We start from the raw sequence: 13,106 nt of genomic DNA, 5'->3' as shown, positions 1-13,106 counted from the left end.
CCTGCTGGGGGCCTTAAAAAGGAATGTAAATCGCCATGTTACTACCCTGGCTAATATTAATTCCCTTCATCGGCGGCTTCCTGTGCTGGCAGACTGAACGCTTTGGCGTGAAGATGCCGCGCTGGATCGCGCTGATCACCATGGGATTGACGCTCGCGCTTGGCCTGCAACTGTGGTTGCAGGGCGGTTACTCACTGACCCAGTCTGCGGGCATTCCGCAGTGGCAGTCTGAGTTCATCCTGCCGTGGATCCCACGTTTCGGCATTACGATCCACCTGGCGATTGACGGCCTGTCGCTGCTGATGGTAGTGCTGACCGGCCTGCTCGGCGTTCTGGCGGTACTCTGCTCCTGGCGTGAAATCGAAAAATACCAGGGCTTCTTCCACCTGAACCTGATGTGGATCCTGGGCGGCGTGATCGGCGTGTTCCTTGCCATCGACATGTTCCTGTTCTTCTTCTTCTGGGAGATGATGCTGGTGCCGATGTACTTCCTGATCGCGCTGTGGGGCCACAAGGCGTCCGACGGTAAAACGCGTATCACGGCGGCAACCAAGTTCTTCATCTATACCCAGGCGAGTGGTCTGGTGATGTTGATTGCCATTCTGGCGCTGGTGTTTGTTCACCACAACGCGACCGGCACCTGGACCTTCAACTACGAAGACCTGCTGAAGACCCCAATGTCGCACGGCGTGGAATACCTGCTGATGCTGGGCTTCTTCATCGCCTTCGCGGTGAAAATGCCGGTGGTTCCGCTGCACGGCTGGCTGCCAGACGCGCACTCTCAGGCGCCAACGGCGGGTTCCGTTGACCTGGCGGGCATCTTGCTGAAAACGGCGGCCTACGGTCTGCTGCGCTTTGCACTGCCGCTGTTCCCGAACGCCTCCGCAGAATTCGCACCGATTGCCATGTGGCTGGGTGTGATCGGTATCTTCTACGGTGCCTGGATGGCCTTCACCCAGTACGACATCAAGCGTCTGATTGCCTACACCTCCGTTTCCCACATGGGCTTCGTGCTGATTGCTATCTACACCGGCAGCCAGCTGGCGTACCAGGGTGCGGTGATCCAGATGATTGCGCACGGTCTGTCCGCAGCCGGCCTCTTCATCCTGTGCGGCCAGCTGTACGAACGTCTGCACACCCGCGACATGCGTATGATGGGCGGTCTGTGGAGCAAAATTAAGTGGCTGCCAGCGCTCTCCATGTTCTTCGCGGTGGCGACTCTGGGGATGCCGGGCACCGGTAACTTCGTCGGCGAATTTATGATTCTGTTCGGCAGCTTCAAAGTGGTACCGGTGATTACCGTGATCTCCACCTTTGGTCTGGTGTTCGCTTCCGTCTACTCGCTGGCGATGCTGCACCGCGCTTACTTCGGTAAAGCGAAGAGCGAAATTGCTGCACAAGAACTGCCGGGGATGTCGCTGCGTGAGCTGTTCATCATCCTGCTGCTGGTCGTACTGCTGGTGCTGCTGGGCTTCTTCCCGCAGCCGATTCTGGATACCTCGCACAGCGCGATGGGCAATATCCAGCAGTGGTTTGTTAATTCTGTTTCTACTACAAGGCCGTAATTCGCCATGACAATAACTCCACAACAACTGATCGCGCTGCTACCGCTGCTGATCGTCGGATTGACGGTGGTGGTTGTGATGCTCTCCATTGCGTGGCGACGCAATCACTTCCTGAATGCCACGCTGTCGGTCATCGGCCTGAACGCCGCGTTAGTCTCACTCTGGTTTGTTGGCCAGGGTGGGGCGATGGACGTCACCCCGCTGATGCGCGTTGACGGTTACGCCATGCTGTACACCGGTCTGGTGCTGCTGGCGAGCCTGGCAACCTGTACCTTTGCTTACCCGTGGCTCGAAGGCTACAACGACAACAAAGAAGAGTTTTACCTGCTGGTTCTGATTGCCGCGCTGGGCGGCATTCTGCTGGCGAATGCGAACCACCTGGCCGCGCTGTTCCTCGGCATTGAGCTGATCTCTCTGCCGCTGTTCGGTCTGATTGGTTACGCCTTCCGCCAGAAGCGCTCGCTGGAAGCAAGCATCAAGTACACCATCCTGTCTGCGGCGGCGTCCTCGTTCCTGCTGTTTGGTATTGCGCTGGTGTACGCACAGTCCGGTAACCTCTCCTTTATGGCGCTCGGCAAGAGCCTCGGTGACGGCATGCTGCATGAGCCGCTGCTGCTGGCGGGTCTGGGCATGATGATTGTTGGCCTTGGCTTCAAACTCTCGCTGGTGCCGTTCCACCTGTGGACGCCAGACGTCTACCAGGGGGCACCGGCTCCGGTGTCGACCTTCCTGGCGACGGCGAGCAAAATCGCCATCTTCGGGGTGGTCATGCGTCTCTTCCTGTACGCACCGGTGGGTGACAGCGAAGCGGTTCGCGTGGTGCTGGGCATCATCGCGTTCGTCTCCATCATCTTCGGTAACCTGATGGCGCTGAGCCAGACCAACATCAAGCGTCTGCTGGGCTACTCGTCTATCTCTCATCTGGGCTACCTGATGGTGGCGCTGATTGCGCTGCAGAGCGGTGAGATGTCGATGGAAGCCGTGGGCGTCTATCTGGCCGGCTACCTGTTCAGCAGCCTCGGCGCCTTCGGCGTGGTGAGCCTGATGTCCAGCCCGTACCGTGGTCCGGATGCCGATTCACTGTTCTCTTATCGTGGTCTGTTCTGGCACCGTCCGATCCTGTCCGCCGTAATGACCGTGATGATGCTCTCTCTGGCCGGTATTCCGATGACGCTTGGCTTTATCGGTAAGTTCTACGTGCTGGCCGTCGGTGTGCAGGCGCACCTGTGGTGGCTGACCGCGGGCGTGGTGATCGGCTCCGCGATTGGTCTGTACTACTACCTGCGTGTGGCCGTGAGCCTGTACCTGAGCGCACCTCAGCAGCTCAATCGTGATGCTCCAGGCAACTGGCAGTACAGCGCTGGTGGTATCGTGGTACTCATCTCCGCGCTGCTGGTGCTGATCTTCGGTATCTATCCGCAACCGCTGATTGATATCGTGCAGCGCGCGATGCCGCTGATGTAAAAACAAAAAACCCGCCTCGGCGGGTTTTTTTATTGCCCAGCGTCGCTACGCTTGCAGGGCCTACGGGTTTTGTAGGTCGGGTAAGCGTAGCGCCACCCGACTAAGCCAGCTGTTTACGGCTAATCAACGGCCCGTCAATCTTCTTCATCGAGCGGTCCAGCACCTCCTCAATCACCGACGACAGCTCGTTCAGCTCAAACTTCGCGACGTACCCGTCGGCCTTCACCTTGCGAATATGGTCTTCGTTGGCGTTGCCGGAAAGGGAAGAGTGGATCACCACCGGAATATCCTTCAATACCGGATCGGTTTTGATTTTGCGCGTCAGCGTAAAACCGTCCATCTCCGGCATTTCGAGGTCGGTCAGCACCAGCGCGATCTTATCGGTGATCGGCACGCCCTCAGCCTGTGCCTGTGCGGCCAGCACGCCAATTTTTTCCCACGCGTCTTTGCCGGTGATGTGCAACTGCGCTGGGATCTCCATCGCCTGCAGACCTTTCTCCAGCATCGAACGCGCCACTTTGGAATCTTCCGCCACAATCGCGACCGCGCCCGGCTTGATATTGAACTTGGTGGTTTTCAGATTGGTGGCGTGGAGATCGTGGTTGGCCGGGGTGATGTCATATAGGATCTGCTCAACGTCCAGCACCATCGCCAGATCGTTGGTATCCGTTTTCTCATCCAGGCAGGCAATGCTGGTGATATAGCGACCGCTGACGGCGGTTTCCGCCGCGTGCACCTGCTTCCAGTCCAGCCGCATGATGTTCTCAACCGACTCCACGGCAAACGCCTGCACGCTGCGTGCATATTCGGTGATCAGCAGGATATTCAGCCCGGTGGTGGGCTTACAGCCCGCCACGGCGGCCAGGTCAATCACCGGGATCACCTGATCGCGGATATTCACCATTCCCATCAGCGGTGATTTCATCCCGGCGGGTTTCGTGAACTCCGGCATCGGCACAATTTCACGCAGCTTAAAGACGTTAATGCCAAACAGCTCAGATTTATTTTCGTTAAGAGAGGTGCCAAGACGGAACAGCAACAGTTCAAAACGGTTCGACAGGGTCAGATTCGCCCTGTCATCAATATCTTTCTGGAAATTATCCATTCTACCCTCGAGAGAAATGCTGACCTTTTAATCGTTATCGGCATCCTGAGGGAAAAATGAAGGACTAAACGCTGACCTGAGCGAAATCTTCGGCCAGCTCACATTCCGGGAACACCGCGCGACACTCTGCCAGCAGCTTTTCACAGCCCCGCGCGTCGTAGCGCGAGCTGACGTGGGTGACGATGAGCCGCCCGACGCCCGCGTCACGGGCTAGCTGCGCCGCCTGACGCGTCGAGCTGTGGCCCCGGCCGTTGGCTTTCTCTTCCATCGCCGTTTCAAGGGTCGCTTCATGTACCATCACGTCAACGCCCTGGGCCAGCGTGAGCGCCGCCCGGCACGGGGCCGTGTCGCCAAAAATTGCCAGCTTCTTGCCGGGCTGCGGTGCGGCGAGATAATCCTGCCCATTGATGACGCGCCCGTCCTCCAGCGTGACGGTCTCGCCGTGCTTCAGGCGCTGGAACAGCGGCCCGGGTTTTACGCCATCGGCCATTAGTGCGGCGGCATCCAGCGCGCCGGGTTTGTCATGCGCGTCAATACGGTAGCCATAGCATTCCACAGGATGATTGAGCGGTTGAGCACTAACCCGATAATCTCCGTCATCGAATACCAGGCCTTCGCTAATCTCAACCACCTCCAGCGGATAATCCGTCCAAGACCCGCTCAGGCGCAGCGTGGTTTCAACAAATTCACGAATACCCGCAGGCCCGTAAATCGTCAGCGGGTTGGCGTTACCGGCCATCGAGCGGCTGCACAGCAGGCCGGGAAGGCCAAACAGATGGTCGCCATGCAGATGGGTGATAAAAATTTTATCCAGCTTGCCGGGGTGATAAGCGGTGTGTAGCAGCTGATGCTGCGTCCCTTCACCACAGTCAAACAGCCACAGCCCGCCGCGGGTGGGGTGTTTAAGATCCAGCAGTATCGCCGTCACATTCCGTGAGCGGGTTGGCACGCCCGCGGACGTACCCAGAAAAATCAGTTCCATAACGCAATCAGCCCTTTGCTGAACGGGGAGGGGTTTAGTATAACGTGATGAACCCCAGGAAGGAGACTGACATGATCCAGTGGCAAGATTTACACCATAGTGACCTCACCGTTCATTCACTTTACGCCGTGCTGAAACTGCGCTGCGAAGTGTTCGTGGTTGAACAGACCTGCCCGTATCAGGACATCGACGGCGACGATCTCGTCGGCGAGAACCGCCATATCCTCGGCTGGCGGAATAACGAGCTGGTGGCGTATGCGAGGATTCTGAAAAGCGAAGACGATTTTGAGCCTGTCGTCATTGGCCGCGTCATCATCAGCGGCAAAGCGCGCGGTGAAAAACTGGGCTATCAGCTGATGGAGAAAACGCTGGAGGCATGCCAGAAACAGTGGCCGAACAAGGCGTTATACCTGGGCGCACAGGCGCACCTGCAGTCCTTCTACGGCCACTTTGGTTTCGTGCCGGTCACCGAGGTGTACGATGAAGACGGCATTCCCCACATCGGCATGGCGCGGGAAGCGAAGCAGGCGTAATGGCGAGTCGTTGGCTATAGTTAGCGAACTGGTGTACTAACATGGAGAAAAATATGTCATTTCAATCCTGGGATACCCGTATCGACGACGACCTGGCCTTACTGAGCGAAACGCTGGAAGAGGTGTTACGCTCCTCGGGCGACCCTGCCGATCAGAAATATATTGAGCTAAAAGCCCGCGCCGAGCAGGCGCTGCATGAAGTGAAAAACCGCGTCAGCCATGCGTCTGATACCTACTACTACCGCGCCAAAAAAGCGGTGTACCGTGCCGATGATTACGTGCATGAAAAACCGTGGCAGGGTATTGGCGTGGGGGCTGCCGTCGGGCTGGTACTGGGGCTGCTGTTGGCCCGTCGTTAAGCCGCTTAACCACTCCCTATACGTGGGTACTGCTATTTATGGCCAGTACCCCGTATAATACGAGGTTTTAACAGGGAGAGGTTCGCGTGAATTCGATTTTCCTCGCGCTGGAGCAATTGCGTAACCAGCTTTCGCAAGCGTTACCCGCAACGCCCGGCATACGTCATTTCGACGTCTCTTTCCCGTTAAACGATGCCTTCGACCCTCTCGCCTGGCTTGGGGCGCAGCAGTGCTATCCGCAGTTTTACTGGCAGCAGCGTAACGGCGATGAAGAGCTGGCCGCGCTGGGGGCGGTTATCACCTTTTCCTCTCTGGCGTTAGCCACGCAGTTTTTGCGCGAGCAAAACGCGGCAGGTGATACCCGCATCTGCGGCCTGAACGCCTTTAATCCGGAGCAGGGCAGCCTCTTTTTACCGCGACTGTTCTGGCGACGTACCGCCGGCACCGCTACGCTGCGCCTGCAGCTGTGGAGCGATTATTCACTTCAGGAAGATGCCCATGCCGCGCGGGATTTTTTACAGCGGCTCCAGCCAGCCAGGCCTATCCGCCCGCTGGCCGTTCAGGTTGAGCACGAAAACCATCAGCCGCAACGGGCCGAATGGCTGAGACTTGTCCGCAGGGCGACCGAAACCATCGCGCGCGGTGATTTTGAAAAGGTTGTCCTTGCGAGGGCCACCGATCTTCAGTTTACACAGCGCATTAACCCCGTCGCGCTGATGGCGGCCAGCCGCGCCCTCAATTTACATTGCTATCACTTCTGCATGGTATTCGACGCCAGCAACGCGTTTCTCGGCTCGACGCCCGAGCGTCTCTGGCGGCGACGCGGCACGCTGCTGCGCACCGAAGCGCTGGCGGGCACCGTCGCCAGCCATACCGATGATAAAAAGGCGCAGCGTCTGGGCGAGTGGCTGCTGAACGACGATAAAAACCAGCGCGAAAATATGCTGGTCGTGGAGGATATCTGCCAGCGTCTTCAGCACTCTACGCAGACGCTTGAGGTACTGCCTGCCCAGGTGGTACGCCTGCGTAAGGTGCAGCATTTGCGCCGCTGTATCTGGACCGAGCTCAAGCAGGCCGACGACGAGCAGTGCCTGCATATCCTACAGCCGACGGCGGCCGTTGCCGGTTTGCCGCGACAGCCTGCGCGCGAATTTATTCAGAAGGTTGAGCCCTTTAACCGCGAGTGGTACGCCGGTTCTGCCGGGTATTTATCGCCTGACCAGAGTGAGTTCTGCGTGGCGTTGCGCTCCGCCCGCGTCCAGGATGACTCCCTGCGGCTCTACGCCGGGGCCGGCATTGTCAGCGGGTCTGACCCGGAACAGGAGTGGCAGGAGATTGAAAACAAAGCGGCCGGATTGCGCTCTCTGCTCCTAAGGGATTAATACTGAATCGCGCAATCCCGATTCACATCAAAATTCCAATTTTTTCTATTATTTATACTGTGTCGCATTCTTGATACCGGACAATCTCATGTCAGTAAGTTCTTTTAACCGACGCTGGGCGGCGGTGATCCTTGAAGCCCTGACGCGCCATGGCGTCAGGCACGTGTGTATTGCACCGGGTTCTCGCTCAACGCCGCTGACGCTGGCGGCCGCCGAAAACCGGGCGTTGATTCACCACACCCACTTTGATGAGCGTGGCCTCGGGCATCTCGCGCTGGGTCTGGCGAAGGTCAGCAAAGAGCCCGTGGCGGTGATTGTCACTTCCGGTACTGCCGTGGCGAACCTCTATCCGGCTCTGATTGAAGCCGGGTTAACCGGTGAAAAGCTGATTCTGCTGACGGCCGATCGTCCCCCTGAGCTTATCGACTGCGGCGCCAATCAGGCCATCCGTCAGCCGGGACTCTTTTCTTCGCATCCTTCACAGACGATTTCGCTGCCGCGTCCCACCCAGGATATCCCGGCGAGCTGGCTGGTCTCCACCGTCGATCACGCCATGGAGACGCTGCGCGGCGGGGCGCTGCATATCAACTGCCCGTTTGCCGAGCCGCTGTACGGCGAGCTGGACGATACGGGTCTTGACTGGCAGCAGACCCTCGGTGACTGGTGGCAGAGTGAAAAACCGTGGCTGCGCGAGCAGACGCACCTTGAGAGCGCGAAGCAGCGCGACTGGTTCTTCTGGCGGCAGAAGCGCGGCGTGGTTATCGCCGGGCGCATGAGCGCTGCCGAAGGCAAGCTGGTCGCCGAATGGGCGCAAACCCTGGGCTGGCCGCTGATCGGCGACGTGCTTTCCCAGACCGGGCAGCCGCTGCCGTGCGCGGATCTCTGGCTGGGTAATGCCAAAGCGGTCACCGAGCTGTCGCAGGCGCAGATTGTGGTCCAGCTTGGATCGAGTTTAACCGGCAAAAGATTACTGCAGTGGCAGGCCACCTGCACGCCGGACGAATACTGGCTGGTGGACGCGCTGGAAGGGCGTCTTGATCCGGCGCACCACCGCGGTCGTCGTCTGGTCAGCCGTATCGACGCCTGGCTGGCGCTCCATCCGGCTGAAAAACGCAAACCCTGGGCGGTTACCCTCCCGGACCTGTCGCGCCAGGCGTGGGAACTGACCCATGCGCGCTGTGAAGCGTTCAGCGAGGCCGGGCTGGCGCACCGTATTCGCCAGTACCTGCCCGAGCAGGGGCAGCTGTTTGTCGGCAACAGCCTGGTCGTGCGGCTGATTGACGCCTTTTCGCAGCTGCCCGCGGGCTACCCGGTGTACAGCAACCGTGGCGCCAGCGGCATCGACGGGCTGATCTCTACGGCGGCGGGCGTGCAGCGCGCCAGCGCAAAATCGACGCTGGCCATCGTGGGGGATCTCTCCGCGCTCTACGACCTCAACGCGCTGGCGCTGCTGCGTCAGGCGTCTGCCCCGTTCGTGCTGATTGTGGTTAACAACAACGGCGGGCAGATTTTCTCCCTGCTGCCCACGCCGCAGAGCGAGCGCGAGCGCTTCTATCTGATGCCGCAGAACGTGCAGTTCGAACACGCCGCGGCGATGTTCAGCCTGAAATATCATCGCCCGGAAAGCTGGGAACAGCTGGATGCGGCGTTAAGCACCGCCTGGAAGCAGCCCGGCGCGACGCTGATTGAGCTGGTGGTGAACGAGGCTGACGGTGCGCAGGCCCTGCAAAGCCTGCTGGCGCAGGTGAGCCAGCTGTGATCCTCTCTGGCGTGCAGCAGGCTGGAAAACCAGGCTATCCCTGGCTGGTCTTTTTGCACGGTTTTTCCGGCGATTGCCGCGAGTGGCAGGGTGTTGGTGAGCGGCTTTGCGATTACCCCAGGCTGTATCTGGATCTGCCGGGACACGGCGGATCCCGGAATCTGGGCGTGACGGGCTTCGACGAGATGAGCGCGTTGCTTACCCGAACTTTTATTAGTTACAACATACTGAAATTCTGGCTCGTCGGGTACTCCCTCGGCGGCCGCATTGCGATGTTCCATGCCTGCCAGCAGCCAAAGGGGCTGTTGGGCGTGACGGTAGAAGGCGGCCATCCGGGCCTGCAGGATGCCGATGCGCGACAGGCGCGGCTGGCATCCGACCGCCGCTGGGCAGCACGTTTTCGCGGTGAACCGCTGGATAAGGTGTTCGCTGACTGGTACCAACAGCCCGTGTTTGCCTCCCTGACGGACGCCCAGCGCGACGCGCTGATTACCCTGCGCAGCCAGAACAACGGCGCGGCGCTGGCGATGATGCTCGAGGCGACGTCGCTGGCCGTGCAGCCCGACCTGCGTACCGCGCTCAGCGCACGTGATTTCACTTTTGATTATCTCTATGGCGAACGTGATGAGAAGTTCGCGGCCCTTGCCGCGGAGCTGAACGCTGTTCGCCATGCAATTCCCAACGCCGGACACAACGCCCACCGGGAAAACCCCGACGCGGTTGCCGCGAGTCTGGCTCAGATACTGCGTCTTCGAATAAAGGACACTCTATGATCTATCCTGATGAACACATGCTTTACGCCCCGGTTGAATGGCAGGACTGCTCCGAAGGCTACACCGACATTCGTTACCACAAATCCACCGACGGTATTGCCAAAATCACCATCAACCGCCCGCAGGTGCGTAACGCCTTCCGTCCGCTGACCGTGAAAGAGATGATTCAGGCCCTGGCGGATGCGCGCTATGACGACAATATCGGCGTGATTGTCCTGACCGGCGAAGGCGAGAAAGCGTTCTGCTCCGGTGGCGATCAGAAAGTGCGCGGCGACTACGGCGGATACCAGGACGATGCGGGGACGCACCACCTGAACGTCCTCGATTTCCAGCGTCAGATCCGCACCTGTCCAAAACCGGTGGTGGCGATGGTGGCGGGCTACTCCATCGGCGGCGGCCACGTGCTGCACATGATGTGCGACCTGACCATTGCCGCTGAAAACGCCATCTTCGGCCAGACCGGCCCGAAAGTGGGATCTTTCGACGGCGGCTGGGGTGCCTCCTACATGGCGCGCATCGTCGGGCAGAAAAAAGCCCGTGAAATCTGGTTCCTGTGCCGTCAGTACAACGCGCAGGAAGCGCTGGATATGGGCCTGGTGAATACCGTGGTGCCGCTTGCCGATCTCGAAAAAGAGACCGTGCGCTGGTGTCGCGAAATGCTGCAAAACAGCCCGATGGCGCTGCGCTGCCTGAAAGCGGCACTCAACGCCGACTGCGACGGTCAGGCGGGTCTGCAGGAGCTGGCGGGCAATGCCACCATGCTGTTCTACATGACCGAAGAGGGCCAGGAAGGGCGCAACGCGTTTAACGAAAAACGCCAGCCAGACTTCAGCAAATACAAACGGAATCCGTAATGCGTCGCGCGCAGGTTTACCGCTGGCAGATACCGATGGACGCGGGCGTGGTGCTGCGTGAACGGCGGTTAAAAACCCGTGACGGCTTCTTCGTGCATCTGCAGCAGGGCGAGCGGGAAGGCTGGGGCGAGATTTCGCCTCTGCCGGGCTTTAGCCTCGAGTCGCTGGAGGATGCGCAGGCTGCATTGCTGGCGTGGGCGGACGCGTGGCGTGAGGGGGCGGATCCGGCGCTGCCGGATGTCCCTTCCGCGGCCTTTGGTATCAGCTGCGCGCTGGCGGAGCTGGACGGCAGCCTGCCTGAAGAGGCTAACTACCGCGCGGCACCGCTCTGTACAGGGGATCCGGACGAGCTCTTCGCGCTTCTCTCTGCCATGCCGGGCGAGAAGGTCGCGAAAATCAAAGTCGGGCTTTATGAAGCGGTGCGTGACGGCATGGTCGCCAACCTGCTGCTGGAGGCGATCCCCGATCTGCATCTGCGTCTGGACGCCAACCGCGCCTGGACGCCGCTTAAGGCGCAGCAGTTTGCAAAGTACGTCAATCCGGCGTACCGCAGCCGCATTGCCTTCCTCGAAGAGCCGTGCAAAACCCGCGACGATTCACGCGCGTTTGCCCGTGAAACGGGGATTGCCATCGCCTGGGATGAAAGCCTGCGCGAGGCCGATTTTGAATTCGCTGCCGAGCCCGGCGTCAGCGCGGTGGTGATTAAACCGACGCTGACCGGCAGCCTGGCGAAAGTGCGCGAGCAGGTCGCGGCGGCGCACGCCTTAGGGCTGACGGCGGTCATCAGCTCGTCGATTGAGTCCAGCCTTGGGCTAACCCAGCTGGCGCGCATTGCCGCCTGGTTAACGCCTGACACGGTCCCCGGCCTCGACACGCTGAACCTGATGCAGGCTCAGCTTCTTCGCCCGTGGCCGGACAGCGCGCTGCCGTGCCTCGACGTCGCGGCGCTGGAGCCGTTGCGATGAGTTTTACCGACTGGCCGTGGCGGCACTGGCGTGCGCAATTTGCCGATAAACCGGCTCTGAGGCTGAACGACGAGGTGCTTAGCTGGCAACAGCTGTGCGCGCGCATCGACAGCCTTGCGGGGGGCTTTCACCGTCAGGGCGTGGAGGAGGGCGACGGCGTGCTGCTGCTGGCCCATAACCACCCGCACACCCTGCTGGCGTGGCTGGCGCTGCTCCAGTGCGGGGCGCGTATTCTTCCCGTTAATCCGCAGCTGCCGCGCCCGCTGCTGGACGTGCTGCTCCCGCAGATGACGCTGCGCTTTGCGCTGGTGCTGGACGGCAGCTACGACGGCCTTCCTGCCCTGTGCATGCGCGAGACCGCCGATGCGTATTACGCTGCGTGGCAACCGGCGCGGCTGGCCTCCATGACGCTGACCTCAGGCTCCACAGGACTGCCGAAAGCGGCGGTCCATACCTGCGAAGCACATCTTGCCAGCGCGCGCGGCGTTTTGTCGCTGATGCCCTACGGTGAAGATGACGACTGGCTGCTTTCGCTGCCGCTGTTTCACGTTTCCGGCCAGGGGATTTTATGGCGCTGGCTGCAGGCCGGCGCGCGGTTAACCGTACGCGAGAAACAGCCTCTGGAGCAGGCGCTGTGCGGCTGCACCCACGCCTCGCTGGTGCCAACCCAGCTCTGGCGTCTGCTTAATGTCCACCAGCCTGTCGCACTGAAAGCGGTGCTGCTGGGTGGGGCGGCCATCCCTATGGAATTGACCGAACAGGCGCGAGAGCAGGATATACGCACCTTCTGCGGCTACGGTCTGACCGAGTTTGCCTCAACCGTCTGTGCGAAAGAGGCCGACGGCAAGCCGGACGTGGGCCGTGCGCTGCCGGGCAGAGAGGTGCAGGTCGTTAACGGTGAAGTCTGGATCAGGGCGCAAAGCATGGCCTCAGGCTACTGGCGGGATGGCGAACTGATTCCGCTGACCAACGCGCAGGGATGGTTCGCCACCCGCGATCGCGGCGAATGGCATGACGGCCGTCTGACGATCCTCGGCCGCATGGATAACCTCTTTTTTAGCGGCGGAGAAGGGATCCAGCCGGAATCGCTGGAGCGCGTTATCGCCACGCACCCGCAGGTTAACCAGGTGTTTATCGTCCCGCTGGACGACGCTGAGTTCGGGCAACGTCCGGTGGCGGTGGTGGAGTGCGAGCCGGGAACGGATATCACCACTTTACCCGACTGGGTCAGGGACAAGGTGGCGCGTTTTGAGCAACCCGTCCGCTGGCTGCTTTTGCCGACCGAACTCAAAAATGGCGGCATTAAAGTCTCGCGCCGCGCGCTGCAGGAGTGGGTGAACGCAACGCTGAAGGGATAATAGCCGT

At 60.2% G+C, this 13,106-nt stretch carries 12 protein-coding genes; 10 read left to right on the top strand and 2 right to left on the bottom strand.

What is annotated here, in order from left to right; all coding sequences use genetic code 11:
- The first annotated feature begins 35 nt into the window (after positions 1-35).
- Both nuoM and nuoN read left to right on the top strand, forming a co-directional pair.
- Positions 36-1,565, top strand: a complete 1,530-nt coding sequence (gene nuoM, locus L362_RS11440; protein WP_008500214.1) for an NADH-quinone oxidoreductase subunit M — start codon at positions 36-38, stop codon at positions 1,563-1,565.
- A gap of 6 nt (positions 1,566-1,571) precedes the next feature.
- Positions 1,572-3,029, top strand: coding sequence for an NADH-quinone oxidoreductase subunit NuoN (gene nuoN / locus L362_RS11445; protein WP_008500215.1), 1,458 nt, complete (start codon positions 1,572-1,574; stop codon positions 3,027-3,029).
- Between the two features lie 100 nt (positions 3,030-3,129).
- Here the strand turns inward: nuoN and L362_RS11450 are convergent, their stop codons facing one another.
- Positions 3,130-4,134: a chemotaxis protein gene (locus L362_RS11450; protein ID WP_008500216.1), complete on the bottom strand. Its 1,005-nt coding sequence runs from the start codon at positions 4,132-4,134 to the stop codon at positions 3,130-3,132.
- Positions 4,135-4,198: 64 nt separating this feature from the next.
- On the bottom strand, positions 4,199-5,116 hold the full coding sequence (gene rbn, locus L362_RS11455) for a ribonuclease BN (protein WP_023344583.1): 918 nt from the start codon (positions 5,114-5,116) through the stop codon (positions 4,199-4,201).
- Positions 5,117-5,187: 71 nt separating this feature from the next.
- On the opposite strand from rbn, the gene L362_RS11460 reads away from it, so the two are divergent.
- The 8 genes from L362_RS11460 to menE all read left to right on the top strand — a co-directional run bounded on the left by L362_RS11460 (position 5,188) and on the right by menE (position 13,099).
- Positions 5,188-5,649, top strand: coding sequence for a GNAT family N-acetyltransferase (locus L362_RS11460; protein ID WP_023344582.1), 462 nt, complete (start codon positions 5,188-5,190; stop codon positions 5,647-5,649).
- Between the two features lie 53 nt (positions 5,650-5,702).
- Positions 5,703-6,008, top strand: coding sequence for a stress response protein ElaB (elaB, locus tag L362_RS11465; RefSeq protein ID WP_008500219.1), 306 nt, complete (start codon positions 5,703-5,705; stop codon positions 6,006-6,008).
- Positions 6,009-6,094: 86 nt separating this feature from the next.
- Positions 6,095-7,390, top strand: coding sequence for an isochorismate synthase MenF (menF, locus tag L362_RS11470; RefSeq protein WP_023344581.1), 1,296 nt, complete (start codon positions 6,095-6,097; stop codon positions 7,388-7,390).
- A gap of 88 nt (positions 7,391-7,478) precedes the next feature.
- A complete protein-coding gene (gene menD / locus L362_RS11475; protein WP_023344580.1) occupies positions 7,479-9,149 on the top strand; it encodes a 2-succinyl-5-enolpyruvyl-6-hydroxy-3-cyclohexene-1-carboxylic-acid synthase in 1,671 nt (556 codons plus the stop codon).
- Entirely contained in the window at positions 9,146-9,922 is a 777-nt protein-coding gene (gene menH, locus L362_RS11480) for a 2-succinyl-6-hydroxy-2,4-cyclohexadiene-1-carboxylate synthase (RefSeq protein ID WP_023344579.1), read from the top strand. Before menD ends, menH begins: the two co-directional genes overlap by 4 nt.
- Positions 9,919-10,776: a 1,4-dihydroxy-2-naphthoyl-CoA synthase gene (gene menB / locus L362_RS11485; protein WP_008500223.1), complete on the top strand. Its 858-nt coding sequence runs from the start codon at positions 9,919-9,921 to the stop codon at positions 10,774-10,776. Before menH ends, menB begins: the two co-directional genes overlap by 4 nt.
- Positions 10,776-11,741, top strand: a complete 966-nt coding sequence (gene menC / locus L362_RS11490; RefSeq protein ID WP_023344578.1) for an o-succinylbenzoate synthase — start codon at positions 10,776-10,778, stop codon at positions 11,739-11,741. The genes menB and menC overlap by 1 nt, the downstream gene beginning before the upstream one ends.
- Positions 11,738-13,099, top strand: a complete 1,362-nt coding sequence (menE, locus tag L362_RS11495) for an o-succinylbenzoate--CoA ligase (RefSeq protein WP_023344577.1) — start codon at positions 11,738-11,740, stop codon at positions 13,097-13,099. The genes menC and menE overlap by 4 nt, the downstream gene beginning before the upstream one ends.
- Positions 13,100-13,106 lie beyond the last annotated feature (7 nt).

Source organism: Enterobacter sp. MGH 16 (assembly GCF_000493175.1).
Taxonomy (GTDB): domain Bacteria; phylum Pseudomonadota; class Gammaproteobacteria; order Enterobacterales; family Enterobacteriaceae; genus Enterobacter; species Enterobacter roggenkampii.
Note: the sequence above shows the minus strand (reverse complement) of the source record. Positions and strands in the feature narration are given on the sequence as shown.